28 protein-coding genes are annotated in these 25,906 nt (G+C 62.8%); 14 read left to right on the forward strand and 14 right to left on the reverse strand.

Annotation, left to right across the window (positions count from 1 at the left end; translation table 11 throughout):
• Positions 1-18: 18 nt before the first annotated feature.
• On the reverse strand, positions 19-1,179 hold the full coding sequence (locus BLU32_RS10170) for a pyridoxal phosphate-dependent aminotransferase (protein ID WP_208977011.1): 1,161 nt from the start codon (positions 1,177-1,179) through the stop codon (positions 19-21).
• A gap of 310 nt (positions 1,180-1,489) precedes the next feature.
• Between BLU32_RS10170 and BLU32_RS10175 the strand changes: the two genes are divergently transcribed.
• The 6 genes from BLU32_RS10175 (at position 1,490) to aat (ending at position 7,142) form a co-directional block, all read left to right on the forward strand.
• Complete coding sequence (locus BLU32_RS10175; protein ID WP_197673734.1) at positions 1,490-2,938, forward strand: M48 family metalloprotease; 1,449 nt, start codon at positions 1,490-1,492, stop codon at positions 2,936-2,938.
• 146 nt (positions 2,939-3,084) lie between these two features.
• Positions 3,085-3,867: a DsbA family protein gene (locus tag BLU32_RS10180; RefSeq protein ID WP_172838555.1), complete on the forward strand. Its 783-nt coding sequence runs from the start codon at positions 3,085-3,087 to the stop codon at positions 3,865-3,867.
• Positions 3,868-4,005: 138 nt separating this feature from the next.
• Positions 4,006-4,446 (forward strand): type II 3-dehydroquinate dehydratase, encoded by a 441-nt coding sequence (gene aroQ / locus BLU32_RS10185; RefSeq protein WP_093806692.1) that lies wholly within the window; start codon positions 4,006-4,008, stop codon positions 4,444-4,446.
• Positions 4,447-4,485: 39 nt separating this feature from the next.
• Positions 4,486-4,947, forward strand: coding sequence for an acetyl-CoA carboxylase biotin carboxyl carrier protein (gene accB, locus BLU32_RS10190; RefSeq protein WP_093806694.1), 462 nt, complete (start codon positions 4,486-4,488; stop codon positions 4,945-4,947).
• 14 nt (positions 4,948-4,961) lie between these two features.
• The gene (accC, locus tag BLU32_RS10195) at positions 4,962-6,311 is read left to right on the forward strand and encodes an acetyl-CoA carboxylase biotin carboxylase subunit (protein WP_093806696.1); all 1,350 of its coding nucleotides are present in this window, start codon (positions 4,962-4,964) and stop codon (positions 6,309-6,311) included.
• A gap of 144 nt (positions 6,312-6,455) precedes the next feature.
• Complete coding sequence (aat, locus tag BLU32_RS10200; RefSeq protein ID WP_093806698.1) at positions 6,456-7,142, forward strand: leucyl/phenylalanyl-tRNA--protein transferase; 687 nt, start codon at positions 6,456-6,458, stop codon at positions 7,140-7,142.
• Between the two features lie 32 nt (positions 7,143-7,174).
• On the opposite strand, the gene parA is transcribed toward aat, so the two are convergent.
• Entirely contained in the window at positions 7,175-7,822 is a 648-nt protein-coding gene (gene parA, locus BLU32_RS10205; RefSeq protein ID WP_093806700.1) for a ParA family partition ATPase, read from the reverse strand.
• A gap of 187 nt (positions 7,823-8,009) precedes the next feature.
• Between parA and BLU32_RS10210 the strand changes: the two genes are divergently transcribed.
• Together BLU32_RS10210 and BLU32_RS10215 are read left to right on the forward strand one after the other, a co-directional pair.
• A complete protein-coding gene (locus BLU32_RS10210; protein ID WP_093810852.1) occupies positions 8,010-8,708 on the forward strand; it encodes a fumarylacetoacetate hydrolase family protein in 699 nt (232 codons plus the stop codon).
• Positions 8,709-8,830: 122 nt separating this feature from the next.
• Complete coding sequence (locus BLU32_RS10215) at positions 8,831-9,571, forward strand: 1-acyl-sn-glycerol-3-phosphate acyltransferase (protein WP_197673736.1); 741 nt, start codon at positions 8,831-8,833, stop codon at positions 9,569-9,571.
• A 16-nt stretch (positions 9,572-9,587) separates the two neighbouring features.
• Here the strand turns inward: BLU32_RS10215 and BLU32_RS10220 are convergent, their stop codons facing one another.
• Positions 9,588-10,178 (reverse strand): hypothetical protein, encoded by a 591-nt coding sequence (locus BLU32_RS10220; RefSeq protein WP_172838556.1) that lies wholly within the window; start codon positions 10,176-10,178, stop codon positions 9,588-9,590.
• A gap of 493 nt (positions 10,179-10,671) precedes the next feature.
• On the opposite strand from BLU32_RS10220, the gene BLU32_RS10225 reads away from it, so the two are divergent.
• The 4 genes from BLU32_RS10225 to BLU32_RS10240 are packed head-to-tail and all read left to right on the forward strand — an operon-like array spanning position 10,672 to position 12,994.
• Positions 10,672-10,944 (forward strand): acyl carrier protein, encoded by a 273-nt coding sequence (locus tag BLU32_RS10225; protein ID WP_029057420.1) that lies wholly within the window; start codon positions 10,672-10,674, stop codon positions 10,942-10,944.
• A complete protein-coding gene (locus tag BLU32_RS10230; protein WP_197673737.1) occupies positions 10,941-12,161 on the forward strand; it encodes a beta-ketoacyl synthase in 1,221 nt (406 codons plus the stop codon). Before BLU32_RS10225 ends, BLU32_RS10230 begins: the two co-directional genes overlap by 4 nt.
• A gap of 10 nt (positions 12,162-12,171) precedes the next feature.
• Positions 12,172-12,597: a hypothetical protein gene (locus BLU32_RS10235; RefSeq protein ID WP_157727616.1), complete on the forward strand. Its 426-nt coding sequence runs from the start codon at positions 12,172-12,174 to the stop codon at positions 12,595-12,597.
• Entirely contained in the window at positions 12,590-12,994 is a 405-nt protein-coding gene (locus BLU32_RS10240) for a MaoC/PaaZ C-terminal domain-containing protein (RefSeq protein WP_093806708.1), read from the forward strand. The genes BLU32_RS10235 and BLU32_RS10240 overlap by 8 nt, the downstream gene beginning before the upstream one ends.
• A gap of 21 nt (positions 12,995-13,015) precedes the next feature.
• Here the strand turns inward: BLU32_RS10240 and BLU32_RS10245 are convergent, their stop codons facing one another.
• The 11 genes from BLU32_RS10245 to BLU32_RS10295 all read right to left on the reverse strand — a co-directional run bounded on the left by BLU32_RS10245 (position 13,016) and on the right by BLU32_RS10295 (position 23,034).
• The gene (locus tag BLU32_RS10245) at positions 13,016-13,897 is read right to left on the reverse strand and encodes an EamA family transporter (protein ID WP_093806710.1); all 882 of its coding nucleotides are present in this window, start codon (positions 13,895-13,897) and stop codon (positions 13,016-13,018) included.
• 1 nt (position 13,898) lies between these two features.
• On the reverse strand, positions 13,899-14,438 hold the full coding sequence (gene wrbA / locus BLU32_RS10250; protein ID WP_093806712.1) for an NAD(P)H:quinone oxidoreductase: 540 nt from the start codon (positions 14,436-14,438) through the stop codon (positions 13,899-13,901).
• A 103-nt stretch (positions 14,439-14,541) separates the two neighbouring features.
• Entirely contained in the window at positions 14,542-15,447 is a 906-nt protein-coding gene (locus BLU32_RS10255) for a LysR family transcriptional regulator (RefSeq protein ID WP_093806714.1), read from the reverse strand.
• Positions 15,448-15,570: 123 nt separating this feature from the next.
• Positions 15,571-15,951, reverse strand: a complete 381-nt coding sequence (locus BLU32_RS10260) for a rhodanese-like domain-containing protein (RefSeq protein ID WP_093806716.1) — start codon at positions 15,949-15,951, stop codon at positions 15,571-15,573.
• A gap of 151 nt (positions 15,952-16,102) precedes the next feature.
• Complete coding sequence (locus BLU32_RS10265; RefSeq protein WP_093806718.1) at positions 16,103-16,819, reverse strand: ThuA domain-containing protein; 717 nt, start codon at positions 16,817-16,819, stop codon at positions 16,103-16,105.
• Positions 16,816-17,685 (reverse strand): NAD(P)-dependent oxidoreductase, encoded by an 870-nt coding sequence (locus tag BLU32_RS10270; RefSeq protein ID WP_093806720.1) that lies wholly within the window; start codon positions 17,683-17,685, stop codon positions 16,816-16,818. Before BLU32_RS10270 ends, BLU32_RS10265 begins: the two co-directional genes overlap by 4 nt.
• Positions 17,685-19,196, reverse strand: coding sequence for a sugar ABC transporter ATP-binding protein (locus tag BLU32_RS10275; protein WP_093806722.1), 1,512 nt, complete (start codon positions 19,194-19,196; stop codon positions 17,685-17,687). The genes BLU32_RS10270 and BLU32_RS10275 overlap by 1 nt, the downstream gene beginning before the upstream one ends.
• Positions 19,193-20,182, reverse strand: coding sequence for an ABC transporter permease (locus BLU32_RS10280; protein ID WP_093806724.1), 990 nt, complete (start codon positions 20,180-20,182; stop codon positions 19,193-19,195). The genes BLU32_RS10275 and BLU32_RS10280 overlap by 4 nt, the downstream gene beginning before the upstream one ends.
• Positions 20,183-20,192: 10 nt before the next feature.
• Complete coding sequence (locus tag BLU32_RS10285; protein ID WP_093806726.1) at positions 20,193-21,167, reverse strand: ABC transporter permease; 975 nt, start codon at positions 21,165-21,167, stop codon at positions 20,193-20,195.
• 49 nt (positions 21,168-21,216) lie between these two features.
• Positions 21,217-22,014: an SDR family NAD(P)-dependent oxidoreductase gene (locus tag BLU32_RS10290; protein WP_093806728.1), complete on the reverse strand. Its 798-nt coding sequence runs from the start codon at positions 22,012-22,014 to the stop codon at positions 21,217-21,219.
• Between the two features lie 75 nt (positions 22,015-22,089).
• Positions 22,090-23,034, reverse strand: a complete 945-nt coding sequence (locus BLU32_RS10295) for a sugar ABC transporter substrate-binding protein (RefSeq protein WP_093806730.1) — start codon at positions 23,032-23,034, stop codon at positions 22,090-22,092.
• A gap of 217 nt (positions 23,035-23,251) precedes the next feature.
• Here BLU32_RS10295 and BLU32_RS10300 point away from each other — a divergent pair, with 217 nt between their 5' ends.
• Together BLU32_RS10300 and BLU32_RS10305 are read left to right on the forward strand one after the other, a co-directional pair.
• Positions 23,252-25,063 carry an extracellular solute-binding protein gene (locus BLU32_RS10300; protein ID WP_093806732.1) on the forward strand — a complete coding sequence of 604 codons (1,812 nt, stop codon included), beginning with the start codon at positions 23,252-23,254 and terminating at the stop codon, positions 25,061-25,063.
• 19 nt (positions 25,064-25,082) lie between these two features.
• Positions 25,083-25,889: an SDR family NAD(P)-dependent oxidoreductase gene (locus tag BLU32_RS10305; protein ID WP_093806734.1), complete on the forward strand. Its 807-nt coding sequence runs from the start codon at positions 25,083-25,085 to the stop codon at positions 25,887-25,889.
• The last annotated feature ends 17 nt before the right edge of the window (positions 25,890-25,906 follow it).

A 25,906-nucleotide genomic window follows, 5' to 3' on the forward strand; every position in this document is an offset into this window, starting at 1 on the left:
ACGTCCCCAAGGAGCGGCTCACGCGAGGCCGGGCAACCACTCTTCCAGTCGCGTCATGGCCTTCTCGATGACCGCGTTGTCGCCGGCGAAGGAAAACCGGATGTAGGAGCGTCCGTTGACGGGATCGAAATCCGGTCCCGGCGTCGCCGCGATCCCGGCCTCATTGAGCATCCGTTCGGCGAAAGCGACGCTGTCGTTGGAAAACGGCCGTACGCTGGCATAGCAATAGAAGGCTCCGTCGACAGGCAGCATCTCGGTGAAACCGAGCGCAGGGAGCCGCTTGAGCAGAAGCTCGCGGTTCATCGCATATCCGGCCTTGATCGCTTCGAGTTCCGCAGTGGCCTCGAAGGCAACGGCTGCGGCCCTCTGCGACAGTTCGGGCGGTGAAATATAGAGCGACTGGGCAATGCGCTCCACGGGGCGCACCAGCGCCTCGGGCAGCACCATCCAGCCGATGCGCCAACCGGTCATGCAGTAGTACTTCGAGAAGCTGTTCAGCACGATCGCATTGTCGCTAAAGGCGAGCGCGGTTTCCTGACGCCCGTTGAACACAAGCCCATGATAAATCTCGTCGGACAGGAACCAGAGCCCCATATCGTCGCAGGCCCGAACCAGCGCCTTCAGCGCATCGGGCGTCATCATGGTTCCCGTCGGATTGGCGGGCGATGCAACGAGCACGCCCTTGAGCGGGGCCTCCCGATGCGCGGCCTCCAACAGCTCGGGCGTCAAGGCCCAACGGGTGTCCGCGCCGACCTCGATCTCCACCGGGATGATACCGAGAGCCTTGAGAATATTGCGATAAGCGGGGTAACCAGGCGCAGCAATGGCGATACGGTCGCCCGGATCGAAGGCCCCGAGAAAGGCAAGGTTGAAGCCGGCCGAAGATCCGGTCGTTGCAAGGATACGCCCGTCCGGAACGTCGACCCCATAGGTGTCGCGGTAGTGATCGGCAATCGCCGAGCGAAGCATCGGCAGGCCGCGTGCTTCCGTGTAACCGAGCCGCCCGTGAGCGAGTGCAGCTTGAGCCGCCGCGATCGCCCGTGCCGGCGCATTGGCGCCGGGTTGACCGACCTCCATGTGCAGGATCTCGTGGCCCGCGGCCTCCAGCGCATTGGCACGCGCCATGACGTCCATTGCGAGAAACGGGTCGACTTCGGAACGTCTTGAAGGGTGTGGCATCCAGGAAAACCTCGCGCAAAACGACAAGGACGGGCAACGAAACGCATGAACCGACCGGCCTTGCCAAGGTAACGCCGCATTCCCGACGTCTATGAGGCCGAGAAGCCAACGGGTTTTCTTGCGGCTCAGTTGACCGTCGAGATCCGGCTCCCTACCCTTCCGGAGCGTTTGTGTCCAGATCCGCGCTTCGCTGACAGCCGGGCGCCACATGTACGAATGCGTCGCCACTGCGATGACAACGGCGTCAACCGGTGGCAAGGCCTTGGACACGCCGGGATTTGTACCAGTTGCAGACGAGGAAACCCGATTGATGACCCGTTGCCAGCCCGCGCCCGGACCAGCCGTTATCCGCACAGGCAGGAACGAAGACCCGGCTCGCCAGCCGCATCGCCCGGCCTGCATGCCCCTGCGCCGCCGGATCGCGGCGGTCGCCGCGGCAGCGCTCATCGGCGTGACGGCGGTCGCGCAGCCGGTGCACGCCCAACGCAGCCTGCCACTGGTACGCGATGCGGAAACCGAGGAGTTGATGCGTGACTATGCGGCTCCGATTTTCGATGCGGCCGGCATTTCGCGGCAGCAGGTCGAGATCATTCTCGTCAACCGCAACGACTTCAACGCCTTCGTCGCCGATGCCCGGCGCATTTTCATCAACGTCGGCGTGATTCTCGACGCAGAGACCCCCGGCGAGGTGATCGGCGTGCTGGCGCATGAAACCGGGCATATCACCGGCAATCACCTTGTCCGCCTGCGTCGGGCTCTGGCACAGGCGCAGATCATGGCCGCCGTCGGCGTTCTCCTCGGCGCGGGCGCCGCTGCGGCGGGTTCGGCGGGCGGTGGCGCGGGCGCGGTGACGGCAGGTGCCGGTCTGGCTCAACGCACTCTTCTCGCCTACCGGCGCGGCGAGGAAGCCGTCGCCGACCGGGCCGCGCTCACCTTCCTGGAAAAGACCGGACAGTCGGCCAAGGGCATGCTGAAGACCTTCAGCCGTTTCGCCGATCAAAGCCTGTTTTCCGCGCAATACACCGATCCCTATTCCATCAGCCATCCGATGCCGCGCGAGCGCCTCAATGCATTGGAGACACTGGCGCGCCAGAGCCGCTACTTCAACAAGCCGGCGCCCCCCGCACTTCAGGCCCGGCATGACATGGTGCGCGCAAAGCTCATGGCCTTCACCAGCCACCCCAATGCAGTTGCGCGCGCCTACCCGCGCTCCGACCGCTCCCTTGCCGCAGACTACGCCCGCGCCGTCGCGACGATGCGCACGCGCGGTCGCCGCGAGGCGGTGGAAGCCATCGACAACCTGATCCGGCGGCAGCCCGACAATCCCTATTTTTACGAATTGAAAGGGCAGGCGCTGCTGGAGTCGGGCAACCCAAAGGCCTCCATCGCGCCTTTCAGAAGGGCTGTTGCGTTACGCCCGCGCGAAGGCCAGCTCAACATCTGGCTCGGCTTCGCGCTTGTGGCCTCCAACACCGACAGCCTGCTGCCGGAGGCCGAGCGCATTCTCAAGGCCGGTCTGCAGATGGATCCCAACTCGCCGATCGGCTATTCGCAGCTCGCCATCGCGCAGGGGCGGCAGGGCAAGACGGCGGACGCGGATTTGTCGACGGCTCGCGGCCTGATGGCGCGCGGGGATTTTCGCGCGGCGAAACGTTACGCGCGCCGCGCACAAAAAAAGTTGAAGCGCGGCACGCCCGCGTGGCTGCAGGCTGATGATATCGTGTCATACAACCCGCCTGACTTTGCAAAGCGGCGCTGATCGGACGAAGTCGCACACACCCTGTCCCGGCAGTCAGCAAAACATGCTGCCGGCCCCGCAATGACCCCGGCCCGAACATTTGGTCCGGCACCACACATCGGGCACTGGACGCCCGCGGGTTAGAGACCCGATTTCTGGAGACGCAGATGAAAACCAATTTTGCCGCCGCCCTGACAAAATCCCTGAAGCCGGCCATGCTGGCTCTGGCGACGGTTGTCCTGCTGCTGGCCCCCGCGCAAGCACAGGATGGCATCCTGAAGCGCGGCGACGTGGAAACCATCGTCCGCGAATATCTCATGGAGAACCCCAACATCGTCCGCGAAGCTCTGGAAGAGCTGGAGCGGCGCGAAGTGGCCGCCGCCGACGCGGCACGCGCACAGGCGGTATCCACCGTCTCCGACGTCCTCTTCAATTCCACACGGCAGGTGGAGCTGGGCAATCCGGACGGCGACGTCACGCTTGTCGAGTTCTTCGACTACAATTGCGGTTACTGCAAACGTGCCATGACCGACATGATGCGCCTTATCGAGGAAGACGACGACCTGCGTATCGTTCTCAAGGAATTCCCGGTGCTCGGCGAAGGCTCCGTTCAGGCGGCACAGGTCGCCGTCGCCGTCAACAAGATCGCGCCGGAGAAATATCTGGAATTTCATCGCGAGTTGATGAGTGCTCGGGGTCAGGCGAACCGTGCGGCAGCTCTGGAGGCCGCGAAAAACACCGGCCTCGACATCGACGCCGTGGAAGCCGCGATGAACGATCCTGAGGTCAGGGCGACCATAGAAGAGGTTTACACTCTCGCTCGCCGCCTCGGCCTAAACGGCACCCCCGCTTATGTCGTCGGCGAAGAAGTGCTGATGGGCGCGGTGGGATACGACAGGCTGAAGCAAGGCATCAACGCGGCACGGAATTGCGGCGAAGCGACCTGCTGAAGCCGCGAAACCCGTTTTGGCGGGCGTCGAATGGCTCTGCAGACAATGTCGGGTCTTTTCCTTGCCACGCGGAGTGCCTATAAGGGGCCATGATCATCGCGGCGCGTCCTGCGTGGCGCGGCCCCTTGCGGAGAAGGCATGTCCGCTTCTGTTTTCGTTCTCAACGGTCCGAACCTCAACAGGCTCGGCACACGCGAACCGTCGACCTATGGCGCGGCGACGCTCGGCGATATCGAGCGCCTGTGCCGCGACGTCGGCGAGGACCTCGATATCGAGATCGATTTCCGCCAGACCAACCACGAAGGGGTGCTTGTCGACTGGATCCAGGAAGCCGGAGACGTTGCTCAAGGCCTCCTGATCAACCCGGCGGCCTTCACCCATACCTCCGTCGCGGTTCACGATGCGATCCGGGCGGCGGAAATACCAACCGTCGAAGTGCATCTGTCCAACGTCTTCGCGCGCGAGGCATTTCGACACCACTCCTACGTATCGCCGGTCGCCCTGGGGGTGATCTGCGGTTTCGGCGCCACGGGCTACCGGCTCGCGCTGGAAGCGCTTTCAACAGTCATCAGGCCGTGATGCCGGCGTTTGCCAACCGAGAAAAGTTCAAGAAAGCCAATGTCGGACAAGAACAACAAATTCGATCAGAATCTGATTCGCCAGCTTGCGATGCTGCTTGACGAAACCAACCTGAGTGAGATCGAGCTCGAACGCGACGATTTCCGCGTGCGCGTTGCCCGTCAGATCACCATCGAGGCACCCGTCGCGGCCCCCGCGCCCAGCGCGGCGCCGGCATCGGCCGCGCCTGCAGCCTCCGCCGATGCATCATCGGACCCGGCAGGGCATCCAGGCACCGTGCCTTCGCCAATGGTCGGAACCGCCTATCTTGCGGCAGAGCCCGGCGCGCGCAACTTCGTCGAAATCGGCGATACGGTTGCCGCCGGCGATCCGCTGCTGATCATTGAGGCGATGAAGACCATGAACCAGATCCCCGCTCCGCGCGCAGGGCGCATTACGGCCATCATGGTCGAAGACGGACAGCCGGTTGAATACGGCGAGCCGCTGGTCATCCTCGAGTGACGGGACACCAGGCGATGTTTTCAAAGATCCTGATTGCCAACCGTGGCGAGATCGCGCTGCGTGTGCTGCGGGCGTGCAAAGAACTGGGCATCCAGACGGTGGCGGTGCATTCGACCGCTGATGCCGACGCGATGCATGTGCGCCTCGCCGACGAAAGCGTGTGCATCGGCCCGCCTTCCGCACGCGACAGCTATCTGAACATTCCGCAACTGCTTGCGGCCTGCGAGATCACCGGCGCCGACGCCGTGCATCCGGGCTACGGCTTCCTGTCGGAAAACGCGCGTTTCGCCGAAATTCTGGAAGCGCACAAGATCGCCTTCATCGGCCCGACGGCCGAACACATTCGCATCATGGGCGACAAGATCGAGGCAAAGCTCACCGCGAAAAGTCTCGGCATTCCCGTCGTTCCGGGATCAGATGGCGCGGTCACCCCGACCGATGACGCCCATGCCATCGCAGCTGAAATCGGATATCCCGTTCTCGTCAAGGCTGCCGCCGGTGGCGGCGGACGGGGCATGAAGGTGGCCGAAACGGAGAAAGACCTCGACACGGCGCTTTCCACGGCCCGGACCGAGGCAAAGGCTGCCTTCGGCGACGACGCCCTCTATATGGAAAAATACCTCGGAAAGCCCCGGCACATCGAAATCCAGGTGCTTGGCGACGGGCGCGGCAACGCGATTCATCTGGGCGAGCGCGACTGTTCCCTGCAGCGCCGCCACCAGAAAATCTGGGAAGAGGCGCCCTCCCCGGCGCTGAACGCCGAAAGCCGCAAGAAAATCGGCGAGGTCGTCGCCGTGGCCATGCGCAAGCTCAAGTACCGGGGCGTCGGCACGATTGAGTTCCTTTATGAAAACGGCGAGTTCTATTTCATCGAGATGAACACCCGCCTCCAGGTCGAGCATCCGGTGACCGAAATGATCACCGGCATCGATCTTGTAAACGAACAGATCCGAATTGCCTCGGGTGGCGAATTGCAGCTTCGCCAGAAAGACATCACGTTCGAGGGGCATGCGATCGAGTGCCGGATCAACGCGGAAAACCCGCGCACCTTCGCGCCGTCCCCGGGCCGGATCAGCTACTACCATCCGCCGGGCGGCTTGGGCGTTCGCGTCGATTCCGGCGTGTATCAGGGTTACCGGATCCCGCCCCACTACGACAGTCTGATTGGCAAGCTGATCGTGCACGGGCGCAACCGGGTCGAATGCATGATGCGCCTGCGGCGGTGTCTCGACGAATTCGTCGTGGACGGGATCGACAGCACGATCCCGCTTTTCCGGGACCTGGTGGACAATCAGGACATCGCAAACGGCATGTATGATATCCACTGGCTTGAGAAATACCTAAGCGTCGAAGACGTGGACTGAAGGCGGACGGACAACCAGTTCCGCCCGCACATCCTCAAACATGCTAGGGTGAGCAGGCTCGTCTGCTCACGCCGCTCCACGGAACGTTTCGGGGGCTCTTGCGCTGCGCGGCCTCCCGTTTGGACGGCTCCTTGGAAGGATCCAATGGCCACCAACATGTCCGATCAACTCGTCATAACGCCTCAGGTTCTGTTAAAGGCCTATGCCTGCGGGATCTTCCCGATGGCCGAGTCGGCGGAAGATCCGAATCTCTTCTGGATCGAACCCGAGCACCGCGGTGTCCTTCCGCTGGAAACCTTTCATATCCCCAAACGCCTGCGCCGGACCGTCCGGCAGGACGTCTTCGACGTGCGGGTCGATACAAGCTTCCCGCAGATACTCAACGGTTGCGCCGAGCCGCAGGCTGACAGGGAGAAGACCTGGATCAACTCCGAGATCCGCCGGCTCTACGGAGCGCTGTTCGACATGGGGCACTGTCACACTGTCGAAGTCTGGCGCGAAGGCCGGCTTGTCGGCGGCCTGTACGGTGTTTCACTGGGAGCCGCCTTCTTTGGCGAGAGCATGTTCGCGCGCGAGCGTGACGCTTCGAAAGTGGCGCTCGTGCACCTTGTCGCCCGTCTTTTGACAGGCGGTTACACACTTCTCGACACGCAATTCGTGACCGGGCATCTCGCGCAATTCGGCACCCGCGAGGTCCCAAAGGCCCGATACGACGGGATGCTCGAGGCGGCTCTTCAGCATCACGCGGATTTTCTCGCCCTGCCGGATGCAATTGCCGGACGCGAAGCCCTTTCGGCAATCGACGCTCATCTTCCGCCCTGCGACGTGTAAACGCGGGTCAAGGCTGGTAGAGCGTGAAACGTTCAGCCGAGATCCATCAAGGCGGCGATTTCGATGGCCAGGTCCGCCGCTTCCTGCGCGCCTTTTCCGCGCGCGTCCGTCTCCATTACCGTGAGACCACGCCCCATTGATGCTGCAAAGGCCGTTCGATTGCCGAGGCGCGCGGCCGCCGTCCGAAACCCCTGCTCTGCGATCGCATCCAGCATTTCCGAAGTCAGGGCCGCACGCGGAGGAACCCGGTTGAGAACCACGAGCGCATCGGTGCCTTCACGCCGGGCGATGTCCACCGTGTGGCCGGTCGCCCAAAGATCCACGGGGGTAGGCTGGACAGGAATCACAACAAGATTGGCTGCTTCAATGGCCGGACGGACGTCGGAATCGGTTTTGGGCGGAGTATCGATGATGACCGCACCGTGATCGCGGGCGAGCGAGCGCGCCTCGCGCCTGGCACCCCAGCCGCTCGATGTGCGGAAGGTCAGGCCGGTCTGACGTTCGCCCAACGCGTCCTCACGGGCCTCGAACCAGGTGCCGAGTGAGCCTTGCGGATCGACATCGACCAAGGCAACGGGAAACTCGCCGCGACGCGCAAGAGCAACGGCCAGATGTGCGGCCAGCGTCGTTTTTCCAGACCCGCCCTTTTGCTGCGCAATGGAGAAGATACAACCGCTCATGCCACCCTTCCTTGCTGGTAGAAACAGTGTTGCACCGCAAAACTGCGAATACAATGGGTCGACCGACGCATCAAAGGGATTGCAGCGCTGGACCAGGGGGCGGATCTCACCTAAGAAACCGTGCCTGTTATTCCGCGACCGCCGTTCTCGTCAAAGCGGATCGTCCGCCCGTTTCATGGAGATTGCGGTGACCTCATTTGTGTTCCCCCCCTCACCCCGCGCAAGCATTGCGGTATCAGGAAGTGCAGAGCGCTTTCCGGTCCGCCGCGTCTTCTGCGTCGGTCGCAATTATGCCGCCCATGCCCGGGAAATGGGCAAGGATCCGGAGCGCGAGCCACCGTTTTTCTTCACAAAGCCGGCGGATGCGGTCTGTGATGCCGGCGGCACCATCCCCTATCCGCCTTTGACGGAGAACCTGCATTTCGAAATGGAGCTTGTGGTCGCCATCGGCCATGGCGGAGCCGACATTTCCCCGGACAAGTCCGAGGCGCATATCTGGGGCTACGGTGCCGGAATAGACCTCACCCGACGCGACCTGCAGCAACAGGCCAAGGACATGGGTCGGCCCTGGGACTGGGCAAAGGGCTTCGACCTTTCCGGCCCGGTCGCGCCGCTGGTTCCGGCCACGCGAATCGGACACCCGACCAAAGGACGCATTGCCCTGTCGGTCAACGGTGAGATCCGGCAGGATGCCGATCTGTCCAGCCAGATCTGGCCCGTCCGCGACGTCGTCTCCCTGTGCAGCCGCTCTGTCAAACTCGCGCCGGGCGATCTGATCTTCACCGGCACCCCGGCCGGCGTCGGGGCGGTCGGTCCTGGAGATCTGCTGGAAGGAACGATCGAAGGCATCGCCGAGATTGCAATCACCATCGGTCCGCGCGCATGACGGACAAGACAGTGACCGATCGCGCCGGTGGGCCACAAGGCTGAACCCGGATGGAAAGACACGCGCCAGGAACGAGCGAACCTTCCCAGGCCCCACAGCCCCGGCGGGGGCCTGGCGCTGGCGTGGCACTGCGCTCGTTCGCGTTCCTGGGCCTGGTGTTGACGACCCTCGCACTGTTCGCGCCGTTCACCGTCTTGCTTGCACTGCCGCGCAACTGGTGTCTGGCTGTCGTCACGCGCCTGCTGCGCTTCTGGCTGTGGGCACTGGAGGCGCTGACCGGGCTTTCCTATGAAGTACGCGGCCGCGAAAACCTGCCGTCGACCCCGTGCCTGATCGCTTCAAAGCACCAGTCCGCATTCGAGACCGTCGCTCTTCAGGTCATCCTGCAGGATCCGGCATTCGTGCTGAAACGGGAACTGACGCTTATTCCGGTGGCGGGCTGGACCATGTGGCGGCTGGGGCATATCGGTATCAACCGGGCGGCCGGCGCGGCAGCATTGATGGACCTCATGCGCAAGGCCCGCAAGAGGCTCAACGAAGGCCGTTGTGTCGTGATCTTTCCCGAAGGCACCCGCTCTGCTCCGCTGGCCGCATCCAAATACAAGCCCGGCGTCGTGGCCCTCTACCGCTCCCTCAAAGTCCCCTGTGTTCCGGTTGCGCTGAATTCCGGCGTTTTCTGGCCGCGCCGCTGCCTGTGGCGGTATCCGGGTCGCATTGTCATTGAAATCCTGCCGCAGATCGCACCCGGTCTCGATGCAAAGACGTTTGAGGTGCGGCTGCAAGACGCAATCGAAAGCCGGAGCGCGGAGCTCGCACACAGTGCCGACCCCTCCCTGCCCGGGAATACGGCCGGCCCCGGGTGACCCGCGACCGCGTATTCTATCGGCTTGCGGCCTGCGCGGATGCGCGAACGGCATGGAATGAACGGCCGATTGCGAAGATATCCGGGGCGAAAAGTGCAAGATAGACAGTGAATGCGGAGATGGTGAAGATCTCTTGCACCGTATAGATGTAGTAAATCGTGTATTCCGAAATCGGCAACTCGATGCCCTTGATGGCAAAAAGGCAGAGATAAAGGGCGGCCATGAACGCCACGGTCAGCGCGGCGCGGGCGCGAATCCGGCTCATGCGCGGAAGCAGCGCGAACGGTGCGACTGCCTCAAGAGGGGACGACTTGGCAAGGCGCGCGCATAAGAATCCGCTCATCGCGATTGCCCCGCCCTGCCCGACAAAGAACACGTAGCTGCCCAGCATGTGGAGGTCGTGGTCGTTCGCGAAGGTGAATTGCGTGCAGACAACCATTCCGGCGCTGCCGATGATCTGCAGCGCAAGCGCGAGCCAGACGCGGGCGATCAGGGCGCGCCTCATCGCCGGATCATGAGCGAAACGGATCTCGATCGCGGTTCGGTACCCGCAGAAGATCGGAACAAGCGCAAACAGCACCACCGCCGTCACTGCGAGAATCATCATCGCGAAAGGCCCTCCGATGGCGGGATCGGAAATTGCACGGCTAATGGTTGGGGCGCTATGCTGGACGTAGTCGGGGTGGCGCTGATAAAAGGTCCAGCGAGCCCAGATCATCATTGGAATTTGAAACAGGGGAATGGCGACGATCGGCGCGCTGAGCAACAACCCGAGAAGAGCACCTTCGCTTGTTTCGTCACGTCGTGACATCCTCGTTCCTTCCCCACATTCGAGACAGCCCGGTTCTCATGCCGCATGCCGCGACCAAACATCCAGTCACCAAATTGTCGCCCTGCCTGTGGTGCAGACTGGCAAGGATGACTTTGAATAGCGGACGAAACAACACAATGACAAGGCTTCTCGACAGGGCTTTCTGCCAGCGATCCGCCGGAAAATCTTTATCGATCACCGGTTTTGTGGAAATTCGTTCTGGAACCGGGGCGCGCGACCTTTTATGACAGCCGAAAAGATATCGGATCACCAGGGAACAAGGCACGAGATGGAACAGATGGCCGAAGGGATTGACCCCGCGACGCTCGATCGCTTGCTGGATCTCGTCGCGAAAGAGGGAATGGTCGAGCGTGAGAAGCTTAAGCCGGACGCAACATTCGAAGAACTCGGCATCCAGTCCGCTGACATGGTTGTGGTCCTGATGGCGATTGAAGAGGAATTCGGCGTCTATATTCCCGTGGACGGCGATCTGGCCGATGCGGAAACAGTGGGAGACTTCTTGAAGGTTCTGGCGGCTCGCATGAAGGAAGATGCCGCGTGACAAGCAAGACACGCCGCGTTGTCGTCACCGGCATGGGGGCGATTACCGCAACAGGACATGGCGTTGAAAGCCTTTGGACCGCCGCGCGCGACGGGCGCACCGGCGTATCCGAGTTTCTGCTCGATCGCTACCCGCGCCAGCGGATTACCAAGGCTGCCCACATCAAGGGGTTTGAGCCGGCGGAGCACCTGACGCTTCAGGAGCTCAAGACGACAGACCGGTTCGCGCAGCTTGCGCTTGTCGCGGCAGAAGAAGCGTTGCAAAGCGCAGGCATCGACACCAAGACCCCGCGCGGAGCGCGCACCGGCGCCATAATCGGGTCAGGTATCGGCGGCGCGTGGACAACCGACAACGGTAACTACAGCTTCTACGTCACCCATGAACGCCCCGACCTGATGTCGATCGCCAAGGTGATGCCGAACGCGGCCGCCTCCCAGATCAGCATGCGCTACGGAATTCGCGGCCCATCGCTTGCCATTTCGAGCGCTTGCGCCTCCGGCACCCAGGCGGTCGGCTACGGATTGCAGATGATACGCGCCGGCATTATTGACGCGGCGGTCGTCGGCGGCAGCGAAGCATTGCTCACCCCCTCGACCTTCCGCGCATGGGAAGTTCTGCGCGTGATGGCGCCAGAGGCCTGCCGTCCCTTCTCCGAAAAGCGCAACGGCATGGTGCTTGGCGAAGGCGCGGCCGTCTTGATGATCGAGGAACTGGAGCATGCGCTCGCCCGTGGTGCGACCCCTCTCGCCGAAATTGCCGGCTATGGCACCACCTCCGATGCGGGCGATCTCCTGCGTCCGACTGTCGAAGGCCCGGCCGGATCGATGAATGCAGCGCTCGAGGACGCCGGCCTGTCACCGGACGAGATCGGTTATGTGAATGCCCATGGCACGGGAACGATCCTGAACGACATTTCCGAAACCTGCGCTCTGAGACAGGTGTTCGGCGACCGACTGTCATCCTTGTCCGTTTCCTCCACCAAGCCGATCCACGGCCATGCGCTGGGCGCGGCTGGTGCCATCGAACTTGTGGTGACCGTGGAAGCCCTGCGTGCCCAGATCGCGCCGCCGACGATCAACTGGCTGGGCCCCGATCCCAAGTGCGACCTCGATCCCGTTCCGAACGAAGCGCGCGCGCATCCGATTTCGGCTGCGCTCAGCAACTCGTTCGCCTTCGGCGGCATCAATGCCACGCTGGCATTGCGCAAATACGACTGACGAGGTCAACGTGTCACAAGGGCCCGCACCGAATTGGATCGCTTTGCCTGATGCGGTGCTCGACACAGCATCGGCTAAGGTCGATGCTTTTGCACGGGCGCTCGCCGGTGGATCTCCGGCGACGTTTCCAGCCGGACATGTGCCGGCGACCTACGCCTTCACCGTTTTCGCCGGGGCTGAGTCGGGCGGGCGGATAGAGGCAATCGCGCGCGAGCGCGGGGCCATGCTGGTTCACCAGGCGCAGGCATTCACCTATCACGCGCCGCTTGAACGCGACCGGCTCTACGCGGTCTCTCTCGACTGGCACGCCAATCCCGAACGTGACGACCGGCTCGTCCTACGCGGCCGTGTCCACGACGGGGACGGCCCGCTCCTGCAGGAGTTCACCGCCGAGATCGTCCTTTTTGTGAACCGCAAAGAGCCGGCGCATGGCTGACGCCGGACCCGTTTTTACGGTCGGGGACCGTTTGCTTTCTGGAAATGCGCGCCACCTTCCAGCCCGTGACATCGAGGCATACGCAGACGCCTCAGGAGACCGCAACCCGATCCATCTCGACGACAGCGCCGCACAAGGCGTCGGCCTGCCCGGCTCTATCGTGCATGGCATGCTGGTGATGGGCCAGTTCGAGGCGGCACTGTGCGCCTGGCGAGCGGGACTGACAATCCAGACCCTGCAGACCCGTTTCCTGAGACCGCTCCCTGTCGGCGCGACCATCCATGTCGAGGGGCGCATCGCCAAGGTACTCGACGCCCGTTCCGCGATTGTCCGGCTTAGTGTGCGCGATGACGAAGGCCACACGATCTGCGTCGGCGACGCCACCGTCTCGGTTTGAACCACGCTCACCGACCACGCGTCACGCCGCCCTTGCAGGCCTCGGCGGAAGTGCCGCGCGCCGGCCCGCGGCCTGGGCGGCCCAGACACTCGCGAGCACGACCAGCGCGCCGGCAATCTGCGGCGCTGTGAGCTGTTCCTCAAGCACAATCCACCCCAGAAGAACGGCGATTGCCGGGCTGAGAAAGCCAAGCGCGGACACGGGTCCCGGCTCCAGGCGGGCAATGCCGCGAAACCAGAGATAATAGGTGAGCGCGGCGCCGATCAGACCAAGATAGGCGAAGCCGGCTACGTTCTGCGCAGTCAACGACGGCAATGGCGGTTCGACCCACAGTGCCACCGGCAGCAGCAAAAATCCGCCCGCGGTCAACTGCCAGGCCGTGAAGGTCAGGAGCGAGACAGGCGACTGCCACTTGCGGCTGAAGACGGTGCCGCCGGCCATGGCGGCAGCCCCGCCGAGACCAGCTAGAACGCCGACCGGATCGAGCGACGCCGCCGGTCCGACGACGAGCAGCGCCACGCCGCAAAGCCCCGCGAGCGCCGCCCCGACCGACAAGAGCGTGACCGGGTTGCCAAGGGCGACGCGGGCGAGGAACAGCACCAGCAGGGGCTGAACCGCACCAAGCGTCGCCGCCACACCGCCGGGAAGCCTGTAGGCGGCAACGAACAGAAGCGACCAGAACACCGCGAAATTGAGCGCGCCGAGCACGAGGATGCGTCCGATCCACTGCGGCGGCGGCAGCTGGCGGACGACCGCGAGCAACAACAGCCCCGCCGGCAACGCCCGCAGGACCGCGAGCGTCAGTGGATGACCAGGCGGCAGCAGCTCGGTCGTGACGATATAGGTGCTGCCCCAGATGGCGGGTGCGAGCGCCGTTGCGAACACATCGAGGATGCGCGCCATGTCAAACGCCCTCCAGAACGGCAGCCAGGCCGCCCTCGGCCCGGCGGTGCAGCCGTTTGGCAAGTGCCGCGACATGCGCATCCATCCGCGTCTGTCCGGCAAAGGTGTAGGGCAGCCCGGCGATGACCATGCCGAAATGCAGCAGGGGCACATGGAAGGTGAGGATCGCCGCCTCATGACCGCCGTGTTGCGACCCTGTCGACCTAAAGACCGCCCCGACCTTGCCAACGAGTGCATTGGTCGCCCACAGGCCGCCGGCCTGATCGATGAACTGCTTCATCTGCGCGGCCATGTTGCCGAAGCGCGTCGGCGTGCCGAACAGGATCGCGTCATAGGCGGGAAGATCGGCGACGGCGGCGACCGGCGACTCGGTGTCGGTGATATAGCCGGCCTGATCGCGAATGTCGGCCGGAACCGTTTCCGGCACGCGCCTGACGTCGACGGTGACGCCTTCGACGCTTCGCGCGCCTTGCGCGACCGCGCGCGCCATCTCACGGATATGGCCATAGCTGGAATAATAGAGAACAAGCACTCGGGTCATGACGGTTTCTCCGCTCGGGGTGTGATCGAACGGAAAGATGCGCCACGCCGGGAACGCGAAACAGGCGTCGCGTCACAACTGATTTTTTACGTGGGTTGAAAAATCAGGGACGCAACTGCGCAGTGCTGGCCAGCGCTTCTTCGACGAAGGAGAGGAAGGCGCGGGTCTTCGCATCCGCGCCCAGGCGCGCGGCAAGCACTGCAAAGACATGCCGGTCCGGCAAGGCATGGTCGGGAAGAACGCGCTCCAGCCGCTTCGCCGAAACGGCCGCACCGGTCAGAAACCCGGGAAGCGCGCCGATCCCCTGCCCGGCCTCGAGCATGTCTTTCAGGAACAGGCTGCTGGACGCGGTATGGCGCGGCTGGATGGCGACCCTATGATGGTCCGTCCCATCGGACAGCGCCCAGACCGTTGCGTGATCGGCAAGCGTGAAGGCGCAGATCCGATGCGCCTTGAGATCCTCGGGCGTTCGGGGGCGCCCATGCGCATCGAGATAAGCCGGAGATGCGTAGAGACGCTGGTCAGCGGTCGCAAGCCGCCGCGCGACCAGCGAGGAATCCGGCAACTCCGCACGCACCCGGATCGAGACATCGTGGCCGCCCTCCACCATGTCGATCACCCGGTCGTCGAGCGTCAGGGCGATGTCGATTTCCGGATAGCGCGCGAGGAATGCCGGCAACATCGGCGAGAGCACCGCCAGCCCGAAGGACAGCGGCGCATTGACCTTGAGGCGCCCGCGCACGACGCCAGCACCGGCACGCAGGGCCGTGTCGAGCGCCCCAACGTCCTCCAGGATCCGCCGGCATTCGTCATAGTAGAGCTTGCCGTTGTCGGTGAGCGTCATGCTGCGGGTGGTGCGGGACAGGAGCACACAGCCAAGGCTTTCTTCCAGAAGCTTGGTTTCGCGGCTCAAAAGTGCTGTCGACAACCCGAGGTCTTCGGCCGCCCGCGAGAAGCTGTTCAACTCGACGATCCGGCAAAACGCCCGCATGACGCTCAAGCGGTCCATGATGCGATACAGCCCCTCGGCAATTGACCCAGTGTCGCCAAGCTAACCGCAGATGGCCGCTCGCGCATGCAAAACCGGATCGCGCCCGGTCTTGCATGCGGGCACAGGGACGAAAGCAAACAGCTAGGCGGCCGTCATGCGCTTGGGCGCACCTGTCGCCATGTCCGTTCCAACGAACGGCTGTCCGCCGGCCTTCCATGCTGCCATGCCGCCGCCCAGGTGCGCGATCCGCTCGAACCCGGCCTCAAGGCAGGCGCGCGCCGCCTTTTCCGAGCGCATGCCGGACCCGCAGTGCAGGACAATGCGTCGGTCCGTGTCGCGCGGCAGGAAGCTCGGATCGAAGAAGGCGATGGGGCTCAAAAGCGCGCCCTCGATGTGCTCGATCATGAATTCCTGCGGGCTGCGGACATCGATCAGCACAATTTCACGCCGCGCCAGCGCCCCGCTCACCTCATCCACACCCCAGGTCTCGAGGGTGGCACCATCGACGGTTTCGGATTTCATATCGCAAGTCCTTTCAGTCTCAAAAATACGTCGGCCAGCGCCCCGAGGGACGACTGGCCGCGGGATTCCCACATCCCGAGCAGACCCGGGATCAGAAAACTTCTCGAAACCTGAATGTTCAATACGACGAGAATATGCCAATCCGCCGGATTTATCCGGCGAGCGCCTTGCCTTCGGCCGCCCAGACGGCGCCGCGACGGATGATCTCGGTCACCTGCGGCACCTTGAGATCGTCCAGCGTGTGGCCGATGGAGCAGTAGAACACCCGCCCCTTGTCCCAACGCCGCTTCCACACGACGGGGATCACGGTGCCCTCGATCCACCACAGGTGATCGCCGGAAAAAGTCGTCGTCGCCAGCACCTCGTTGGAGGGGTCCACCAGCATGTAATATTGCTCTGAATGGAGCCGGAAGCTCTTGATCCCCTGAACGATCGGGTCTCCCGGTCGGGTGATCGTCACGTCGTAATCGACGAAATCATCCGACGGCACCGGATTGTCGGGCCAACCGGGCGGATGCGCCACGAACTGCCCGCCAATGAGAAAGTGGTAGGTGGGCCGGTCGCGAAAGGCATCTCCCATGTGGCCGTGCCATCCGGCAATACCGCAGCCCTTGGCGACAAGGGACAACAAACCGTCCTCTTCCGCCTTCGTCATGGTGCCGAATTCCGGCTGATGCGACGAGCGCGCCGACGACCAGATCGGAACGATCAAGTCGACGTCGGCCATACCTTCGGGATTGGCGAGCGGCTCCAGGGTTTCATGCACGGTGACATCGAAACCCTCGTTGCGCAGGAGGTTCTCGCACCAGTCGGAGAATGCAGTGGGCGCGTGCCCTTCCCAGCCGCCAACGAACAAGACAGCCTTCATCGCTTTTCCTCCCGCATGAAATTCACCATTGCCGCCATGTCGCGGCTTTCATATCCACGACGCTCCGCCGCGCGCAGCTTGGCGAGTGTCACCCGCCCCTGGGGCATGGCAACCCCCAGCGTGTCGGCAAGGCGCGCAGTCACCTCCATGTCCTTGCGCGCAAGCGCGACCGTAAAGGTCACCGCATGCGCCTGCTCGTCGAGATAAAGCGGGCGACGATAGGACAGCATCGGCGCGCAGGCGGCAGACGCCTCTATGGCGTCGAAGGCAAGCTCCGGCGCGATGCCCGAGGCCTCGGCGAGCGTCAGCGCCTCGGCCAGCGTCTGGTTAAGACCGTGGATAAGGGAATTGACGGCAAGCTTCATCACCGAGCCCGCACCCGGGCGTTCCAGATAGATCGTCTTTCGCCCGACAGCATCGAACAGCGGGTGAAACTCCATCGCCTCGGCCTCAGAGCAGCCGGCCATGATCATCAACTGCGCGTCGGCCGCCGCCTGTGTCGCACCGGACACCGGTGCATCGACCACCCGCACCCCGTCCGGGGCCGAAGCGGCAAGGGCCGCGATATGCCCCGGGCTCATCGTTCCCATCTCAATCACCCTACGCCCCCCGGGTGCGGCGAAGAGACCATCCGGTCCGTCGTGCACAGCCGTCGACGCCGCATCATCCGCCAACATTGTCATGACAGCATGTGTGGTCTCTGCAAGCTCGCGCGGAGTTGCCGCAACGGCGCAGCCAATTTCCGCGGCCAGCGCATCCGCCTTGTCACGCGAGCGGTTCCAGAGCGTCACGTCATGCCCGGCGCGCGCGAGATTGCGCGCCATATGCGCGCCCATACGGCCCAGGCCGGCAAATCCGACCCGCATCACGCCACTTTTTCCGCACGAATGCCGGAAATTGCCTGAACGAGATTGTCCTCGGTCACTTCGGCTGCGGTGAACTCGCGAATGATCTCGCCGCTGTACATGGCGATCACCCGGTCGGAGACATGCAGCACCTCCGGCATCTCCGAGGAGATCACGATGACCGCATAGCCGCTGCGCGCCAGTTCGCGGATCAGATTGTGGATCTCCGACTTGGACCCGACGTCGATCCCCCGCGTCGGTTCATCCACGATCAGCACATTGGGCCGCATCGCCAGCCACTTGCCGATGACGATCTTCTGCTGGTTGCCGCCCGAGAGATTTTTGACCGCCTGACGCCAGCTTGGCGTCTTGATCTCCAGCCGGTCGCGGTACTGCTCGAAAATCGCCAGTTCCGCACCATCGGAGACGAACGGTCCCGCAGTCAAGTCGTCGACCTGCGGCAGGGTGATGTTGTCGCGGCAGTTCATGCCAAGCACCAGCCCCTGCTCCTTGCGGCTTTCGGGAACCAGCGAAATGCCGTTGGCGATCGCGTCCACCGGAGAGGAAATGCGAACCTCCTTGCCCTCCAGCAGGATCGTGCCGGAACTCGGCGTACGCAGGCCGAACAGCGTTTCGGCAATCTCCGTCCGCCCCGCCCCGACCAGACCGTAAAAGCCGACGACCTCGCCGGAGCGAACATTGAAGTTGATGTCACGATACAACGATCCGCAGGAAAGCCCGCGGACCTCGAGCTCCACGCCGCCGAACTCGGCGTGTTCGACATTGCGCGACAGGTCGAGGCTGCGCCCGATCATCAGCTGCGTGACTTCGTCTTCGTCGGTGTCCGCGGTGATCAGCGTTCCGCGATAGGTACCATCGCGCAGGACGCTGATCCGGTCGGAGATCGTGAAAATCTCCTCCATTCGGTGCGAAATGTAGACGATGCCGACGCCGCGCGCCTTGAGGTCGCGGATAACGTCGAAGAGCACCACCTTTTCCGCATCCGTGAGCGACGCTGTCGGCTCATCGAAGATCACCGCCTTGGCGTTGACGGTCAAAGCACGGGCGATCTCCACCATCTGTTTGTTGGCGATCGACAGGTCGCTGACGCGCGTCTCGGGCCCGAACTTGCAATTGAGCCGCTTCAGGATCTCGCCGGCCTTGGCATAAAGCGTCTTCCAGTCGACCCGCCCGAAGCTCTTCACGGGCAATTCGCCGAGATAGATGTTTTCCGCCGCCGACATTTCCTCCGCGAGACTGAGCTCCTGGTGGATCAGCACAACGCCCTTGGACTTTGCCTCGAGCGGCGTGCGCATCACCACTTCGTTCTCCTCAATGAAGATGCGGCCCTCGTTTGGCTGATGCATGCCGGCGAGCGTCTTCATCAGGGTCGACTTGCCCGCGCCGTTCTCGCCGAGGAGCGCGTGAACCTCGCCGGGCAGCACCTCGAAGCTCACGCCATCGAGCGCGCGCACGCCGGGAAACGTCTTTACGATGCCCTCAAGCCGCAGGGCGGGAACGGACGCCATCATGTCTTCAACTCCTGTTTTCCGCGACGGTTGAGCTGCTTGTCGAGAAACAGCACCGCAATCAGGATCACACCCAGAATGACGAGAACGTAGAATGCGGGAACCTGCATCAGGTTCATGCCGTTGCGCAGGATGCCAATGGCAAGCACACCGCCGAACGTGCCGATGATGTTGCCCGCCCCGCCGGTGAGTTTGGTGCCGCCCAGAACCGTCGCGGTGATCACCCAAAGCTCATAATCGCGCCCGAGGTTGGGCGTGGCCGCGCCCATCTGAGACGACAGCGTCACCCCGGCGAGCGCCGCGAAGAACCCGATGAGCATGAAATTGATCATCATGTGCGGCCCGACCCGGATGCCGGCGTTGACGGCCGCTTCCCGGTTGCCGCCCACGGCATAGGTGTTGCGCCCGTGAACGGTGCGCGACAGCAAGAGATGCGTCAAAACGGTGAAGAGCAGGAACAGCACGGCGAGCGTCGGCAGGGGGCCGACCGCGCTTGAACCAAAGTCCGAATAGGCAAAATCCGAGGCGAAGAAGGATTCTTCGCGGGTATAGATGAACACCAGCCCGCGTACCCCGATCATCGCCCCGAGGGTTACGATGAAGGCATCCACGCCCGTCTTCCACACGATGAAGCCGTTCAACGCGCCAAGCGCGATGCCGGCGACAAGCGCCGCCGCCACAGCCGGCAGAATGGCCCAGCTTCCCCATGCGGCAAACACCTCCCAGCTTTGCAGATCAACCGCAAGACTGGCCGCCAGAGCCACCACAGCGCCCACGCTCAAGTCGATGTTGCCGTTGATCATGACCAGCGTCATTCCCAGCGCGATCAAACCGATGGTCGAGGTCTGCACGAGGATGTTTTGAAAGTTCTGCAGGTCGAAAAAATATTCGTTCGAGAAGCTGAAAAACACAAAGATGATGACGATGAAGCCCCAGATCGGGTTGCGCGTCAGCCAGGAGAGAAAGGCATTTTTCGAGGTATCAGCCATGGTTTTCTCCTCAAGCGATCGGCGACAGCAGCCGGCCGCGTTTCGCCGCGATGTCCAGCCAGACCGCAAGAATGATGACCACCCAGGTCACGAGCCACTGGGCGTAATAGGGATAGCCCATGAGCAGCAGTCCATTCTGGATGAACCCGAGAATGAGCACACCGATCACGGTCTTCAGAATGTTGCCGGAACCGCCGAGAAGCGACGTTCCGCCGAGGATGACGCCGGCGAGCACAAGAAGCTCGTAGCCCTGCCCGACATTGTTCTGGCTGCCCATTACCCGACTTCCCAGGATCAGCGCGGCGATGCCCGTCGTAAACGCCGAAATCAGATAGGTCGTAAACACCAGTCGCGAGCGGCGAATGCCGGAAAACACGGCGGCGGTCGGGTTGCCGCCGACCGCATAGACCCTGCGCCCGAACGGCGTATAGGCCATGACGACATGCATGAAGAGCGCGAGCCCGAGGAACATGACGATCGGCGTCGCGATGCCAAAGACATAGCCCCGCCCGAAAATCGCGAACCACGTCGTTTCCTGATCGAGAATGTCGACGTTCTTTCCACCGGTATAGATCAGGGTAAGCCCCTGGATCGCCGAAAGCATGCCGAGCGTGACGATCAGCGAATTCAGCCGCGCCACACCCACCAGAAATCCGTTGATCGCCCCGATGCACAGCGTTGCGGCCAGGGTCACCACAATGGCCATTTCCGGGCCGATCTTGTCGTGAAGGTCGACGACGAGGACGGTCGAAAACGACAGCATCGATCCGACAGACAGGTCGAGATTTCCGCCGATCACAACGACCGTGACGCCAATGGCCATGACACCGATGATCGACGCCTGCCGGATCACCGTAGCCAGATTTTCCGGTGTCAGAAAACGGTCACTGAAGACCGCGAAGCCGATCAGGAATATTGCAAACGCGATCAGGATGCCCTGTCGGGCGAGCAGATCGCCGATGGATTTCAGGCGTGGGTCCGCCATCCGGTTTTCCTCCCCGTATGTCCCGCCGGTCTTTGCAGCGGTTTCGGCGTCAGACCAATGTCATGCCGCCGTCAATCATGACGATTTGGCCCGTCATGTAGTCGCTGTCGCGCGACGCCAGAAATGTTGTCGTGCCCGTGATATCGGCCGGCGTCGCAACCCGTCCCTTGAGGATTTCGGACGAAAACTCCTCCATCGCCTGGCCGGGGCGCTCGGATGCTCCGATTGCCATGAGATCGCGGTCGACTTCCTCCCACATTTCCGTCGCCACCACGCCCGGCGCAAATCCGGTTACGGTGATGTCATGTCGTGCGAGGTCGCGGGCACCCGATTGGGTGAGCGAGACCACCGCCCATTTGGATGCGCAGTAGGGCGCGACGTTATCGAAGCCCTGACGACTGGCGATCGAGGCCGTGTTGACGATCTTGCCGCCACCGCCCTGCGCAATCATCTGCCGCGCAGCCTCCTGCATGCCGATGAGCACCCCAAGACCGTTCACATCCATGATGAACCGCCAGTTCTCCTCGGTCACGTCCAGAAAGTTCATCGGCCGATTCACGCCGGCATTGTTGAATTTCACATCGACGCGGCCGAAGGCATCAGCGACGCGTGCGATCATCTCCCGTACCTGCTCGCGCTTCGACACATCCACCGCGGCCGACATGACCTTGCCGCCGCCGGCGGCGGCACGCTCGGCGTTTTCCCCCGCCACATGCGCGACCTTTTCGCCATTGATGTCGGCGAAACAAACATCGGCCCCTTCGTCCAGCAACGCCTCGCCGATAGCACGGCCGATACCCTGCGCTGCGCCCGTCACCAGACAGGTGCGCCCCGAGACACGTCCCATGACGCCTCCCCCCGTTTCAAAGCTTGAAAAGAAACGACGCGGACCCGCAAAGGGCCCGCGCCGAAGGTGGGAGGATCAAAAGACGGGCTTGTCGAACTCGTCCATATTCGCCTTGGTGATCTTCGGGGTGTCGAAGTAGTTGAGGGCGGGCACATCCTTGCCGGAAAGCACGTCGAGCGCCGTCTTCAGCGCGGCTTCCGCATCGTCGACCGGCGACTGGTAGATCGAGCCGTAGTATTCGCCCCGCGCCATCGCCTCGTAACCGACGGCGAAGTTGGTTGCCCCCACGAAGGCGATGTCGCCGGCCCGACCGGCCGCCTTGGCGGCATTCAGCGCGCCCACGCCCATGTTGTCGTCGCCGGCATAGACACCATCGATATTGTCGTATTTCACCAGGAAGCTTTCCATCACGCGCTGGGACTTCTCACGGTTCCAGTCGCCCGGTTGCGTTTCCATCAGCTCCACGTCCGGGCAAACTTCCGGAAGCCGGTCCTCGAACCCCTTGGCCCGCTCGATCGCGGTCGTATATCCCGGCTGGCCGGAGATCTGCACGATTTTGCCCTCACCGCCGAGTGCCTCACACATCAGTTCCGCGGACCGTGCGCCCTGGGTGATGTTGTCGGGACCGGAGAAGGAGGCGATGAACTGCAACCCTTCCTCGGCGATGTTGGAGTTTGTGACGACAACCGGAATTCCAGCCTGATGGGCCTTGCGAACGGCCGGGACGACGGCCTTGCCGTTGGTCGGCCAAATGATGATCGCATCGACATTCTGCTGGATCAGGTCCTGGATCTGCGCGATCTGGCGGGCGACGTCGCCGCCGGCGTCGAGCACCACCGCCTCGACATTGTCGTTTTCATCCGCGGCAGCGATGAAGGCCTTTTCATATGTCGTTTGATAGCTGTCGACGCCGACATTGTTCTGCGTGATGCCGATCTTGTAGGTCTCTGCCTGGGCAACGCCGGACATGCCGACAAGGGCGGTGGTCGCGACGAGCGCGGCTGCGAGCTTGAGCGTCATAAGTGTTTCCTCCCATGGAAAATCATTCGTGCTGATTGCGCCTCGACCTCCCGGGCGGGGATTCGCATCCCGTAACAATCAGGTACCAAGATCATTCTCCCGGCGCCGCTTTTGTACCGCATGATTTTTATCCATATTGGATATTTTTATATCCAAAGTGGACGACTTGACGGTAACGTCACCAGCTCGGAAATGACCATTTTGAAAGAACATCGATATGACACGACGTTTTCGCTCTGCAGTCGACACCACAACGGAACCCAAAGTGACCGCCCTGTCTGCCCCGAACATCCAAAGCGGATATTCAGCTGACGCCCTCGTGGCGGGGCAGGCGGGCGACAACCGTGCCGAGATGCTCGATGTCATCGGCTTTCTTGAAGCCTTCGCCGGGGAAGTTGAAACCAGCATAGAACCGAGTGCTCCGAACCCATACTTCAATATGGCGATGCATCTGATGCGCAGCCACCTGGAAGGCCGTGTCGTCACCGCCTCGGCGCTGGTTTCGGCATCCGGCGTTCCCTACGCCACCGCCATGCGAAAGCTCGCGGAAATGCAGAAAAGCGGGCTGATCGAGCAGCGTCCGCGCACCAGGAGCGGGCGAAGCTTCTCTCTGCATCCAAGTGCCGCCCTCATCCAGAAATGGCGGCAACTCTCCGACAGGCTGCAACGGATCGCGCAGCAGGCGTTCGGCGGAAGCCCGACCACAACCGAAGAAGCGGATTACTACTACGGCGGGTCCTATATGGCCGGCCATTCGATCCAACCGCCACAGGTTCTGCCCGAACCGCTGGCGCTGCCCGGCGGCTTGCGGATCCTGGTTCATGGCGATCCGACCTTCATGGTGATGGAAAACCTGAAACGCCAGTTCGAACAGCTGGTCGGCAGCAAGATCCACCAGCGCGCCTTTTCGATCGACCGGCTTCACGAGGAGACCCTGCGCAATTCCGAAAGGCCGGCAAGCCGCTACGATCTGATCGCCGTCGACCTTCCCTGGATCGGCGAGTTCGTGAAAAAGGGCATTCTGCTCCCGCTTGATGAAGTTCTGGACGTCGAACGCCTCGATCCCGGCGACTTTCACACCGCCGGCTGGCGCGCCGCGCATTGGAACGGGCGACCCTACGGTGTCCCAAGCCAGACCACGCCCGAGCTGTTCTTCTATCGCCGCGATCTCTTTGCCGAAGCCGGGCTCGAACCGCCATCGACATCCGATGCGGTGTTGGAGGCAGCCCGCAAACTGCACGATCCGACCCAAGGGCGCTACGGGATCGCATGGAACGCCGCGCGTGGCACCGCGCTTGGCCATACATTCATCATGACCTGCGCGGATTTCGGTCAACCGATCATCAACATGAAGCGGATCGCCGGGGGGTATGACGCAGACCATCTGGACAGACCCGATCTCGAACCGACCATAGACACGCCCCGCGCCCTCGAGGCGGCGGAATACCTCAAGGCGCTGCTGGACTTTTCACCACCCGATATCCTCTCCATGTCCTGGTACGAACGCGTGCGCCCCTATGCATCGGGCCGTGTCGCAATGGCCTATGGCTACACGCTGCTTGCTCCGTATTTCGAGCAGGATCCGAGTTCTCCGGCTTGCGGGCAGACCGGCTACCTGCCCCATCCGCCCGGCCCGAAGGGGTCCCCGGTCGCGCCGGTTGGCGGCTATGTGCTTGCCGTGCCCGCAAACCTTCCCGAGGAGCGACGGGCGGCTGCGGCCGAGGCCCTGATCGCCTTCACGTCACCGGAAGCGCAGAAGCTCTACGTCGTCAACGGCAGCCGCACCGCGCCGCGCTATTCGGTTGGCGCGGACCCGGAGGTTCGGCGCCTTTCCACCATTTTCGAGGCTGTGGACGCGATGTCCTGGCGCGACGAGCTTCAGTTCTGGCCACGCCCGCCGATCCCGGAAATCTCAAAGATCATCAGCATCTGCGGGCAGGAGATGCACGACATGCTGCGGGGCGTCATCCCCCCGCGCGATGCTCTGGAGCGCGCCCAGGCGCGGGCGGCCCAGGTCATGAGACAATAATCCACTCAGGGAGGAAAAAATGGACCCCAATCGTCTCAAGGGAAAGAACATCTTGATCACCGGCGCCGCCCAGGGAATGGGGGCGGCCAATGCGGAGTATTTCGCCGCGCAAGGCGCCAATGTCTGCATCGGTGACATCAATGTCGACGGGGTCCGCGAGGTGGCGGAACGCATCAACGCCGCCGGCAACGGCAAGGCCGTGGCGGTCAAGCTGGACGTCACCAAGCGCGAGGACAACACCGCCGCCGTGGCAAAGACGGTCGAGGCCTTTGGATCGATCAACATAGCCCTGCTCAATGCCGGGGTGAACAAGCCCAGAATGTTCCTCGATATCGACGAGGAAAACTGGGACTTGATCATGAATATCAATGCCAAGGGGCAGCTCTTCGGCATGCAGGAAGCCGCCAAGCAGATGATCGCGCAGGGCAAGGACAAAGGCCCCTACAAGATCGTCAACGTCGGCAGCATCGTATCCCGCACCGCCTTTCTGGATGTCATACCTTATTCCTGCTCCAAATACTGCTCCCTTGCCCTGATCATCGGCGGCGCCAAGGCTCTGGCGGAGCACAACATTACTGTGAACGGCTATGCACCCGGCGTGGTGCGCACCGAGCTTTGGGAACAACTCGACAAGGACCTCGTCGAAATCGGGATGTTTGAGGAGGAAGGCCAGTCGATGGACCACCTCGCCAAGACCATGATCACGATGAAGCGCTACTCCTACCCAGATGACGTCAAGGGAACGGCGGCTTTCCTGTGCTCCAACGAGAGCGATTACATGACCGGTCAGCTCATCATGATCGACGGCGGCATGATCATGCAGTGACGCAACGCGCTGTGCGA

Source organism: Stappia sp. ES.058, assembly GCF_900105595.1.
GTDB lineage: Bacteria > Pseudomonadota > Alphaproteobacteria > Rhizobiales > Stappiaceae > Stappia.

Bases quoted from the DNA above. Each gene is read 5' to 3' on its own strand.
- BLU32_RS10170 (WP_208977011.1), bottom strand. From the start codon at position 1,179: ATGCCACACCCTTCAAGACGTTCCGAAGTCGACCCGTTTCTCGCAATG.
- BLU32_RS10175 (WP_197673734.1), top strand. From the start codon at position 1,490: ATGACCCGTTGCCAGCCCGCGCCCGGACCAGCCGTTATCCGCACAGGC.
- BLU32_RS10180 (WP_172838555.1), top strand. From the start codon at position 3,085: ATGAAAACCAATTTTGCCGCCGCCCTGACAAAATCCCTGAAGCCGGCC.
- aroQ (WP_093806692.1), top strand. From the start codon at position 4,006: ATGTCCGCTTCTGTTTTCGTTCTCAACGGTCCGAACCTCAACAGGCTC.
- accB (WP_093806694.1), top strand. From the start codon at position 4,486: ATGTCGGACAAGAACAACAAATTCGATCAGAATCTGATTCGCCAGCTT.
- accC (WP_093806696.1), top strand. From the start codon at position 4,962: ATGTTTTCAAAGATCCTGATTGCCAACCGTGGCGAGATCGCGCTGCGT.
- aat (WP_093806698.1), top strand. From the start codon at position 6,456: ATGGCCACCAACATGTCCGATCAACTCGTCATAACGCCTCAGGTTCTG.
- parA (WP_093806700.1), bottom strand. From the start codon at position 7,822: ATGAGCGGTTGTATCTTCTCCATTGCGCAGCAAAAGGGCGGGTCTGGA.
- BLU32_RS10220 (WP_172838556.1), bottom strand. From the start codon at position 10,178: ATGATGATTCTCGCAGTGACGGCGGTGGTGCTGTTTGCGCTTGTTCCG.
- BLU32_RS10225 (WP_029057420.1), top strand. From the start codon at position 10,672: ATGGAACAGATGGCCGAAGGGATTGACCCCGCGACGCTCGATCGCTTG.
- BLU32_RS10240 (WP_093806708.1), top strand. From the start codon at position 12,590: ATGGCTGACGCCGGACCCGTTTTTACGGTCGGGGACCGTTTGCTTTCT.
- BLU32_RS10245 (WP_093806710.1), bottom strand. From the start codon at position 13,897: ATGGCGCGCATCCTCGATGTGTTCGCAACGGCGCTCGCACCCGCCATC.
- wrbA (WP_093806712.1), bottom strand. From the start codon at position 14,438: ATGACCCGAGTGCTTGTTCTCTATTATTCCAGCTATGGCCATATCCGT.
- BLU32_RS10255 (WP_093806714.1), bottom strand. From the start codon at position 15,447: ATGGACCGCTTGAGCGTCATGCGGGCGTTTTGCCGGATCGTCGAGTTG.
- BLU32_RS10260 (WP_093806716.1), bottom strand. From the start codon at position 15,951: ATGAAATCCGAAACCGTCGATGGTGCCACCCTCGAGACCTGGGGTGTG.
- BLU32_RS10265 (WP_093806718.1), bottom strand. From the start codon at position 16,819: ATGAAGGCTGTCTTGTTCGTTGGCGGCTGGGAAGGGCACGCGCCCACT.
- BLU32_RS10270 (WP_093806720.1), bottom strand. From the start codon at position 17,685: ATGCGGGTCGGATTTGCCGGCCTGGGCCGTATGGGCGCGCATATGGCG.
- BLU32_RS10275 (WP_093806722.1), bottom strand. From the start codon at position 19,196: ATGATGGCGTCCGTTCCCGCCCTGCGGCTTGAGGGCATCGTAAAGACG.
- BLU32_RS10280 (WP_093806724.1), bottom strand. From the start codon at position 20,182: ATGGCTGATACCTCGAAAAATGCCTTTCTCTCCTGGCTGACGCGCAAC.
- BLU32_RS10285 (WP_093806726.1), bottom strand. From the start codon at position 21,167: ATGGCGGACCCACGCCTGAAATCCATCGGCGATCTGCTCGCCCGACAG.
- BLU32_RS10290 (WP_093806728.1), bottom strand. From the start codon at position 22,014: ATGGGACGTGTCTCGGGGCGCACCTGTCTGGTGACGGGCGCAGCGCAG.
- BLU32_RS10295 (WP_093806730.1), bottom strand. From the start codon at position 23,034: ATGACGCTCAAGCTCGCAGCCGCGCTCGTCGCGACCACCGCCCTTGTC.
- BLU32_RS10300 (WP_093806732.1), top strand. From the start codon at position 23,252: ATGACACGACGTTTTCGCTCTGCAGTCGACACCACAACGGAACCCAAA.
- BLU32_RS10305 (WP_093806734.1), top strand. From the start codon at position 25,083: ATGGACCCCAATCGTCTCAAGGGAAAGAACATCTTGATCACCGGCGCC.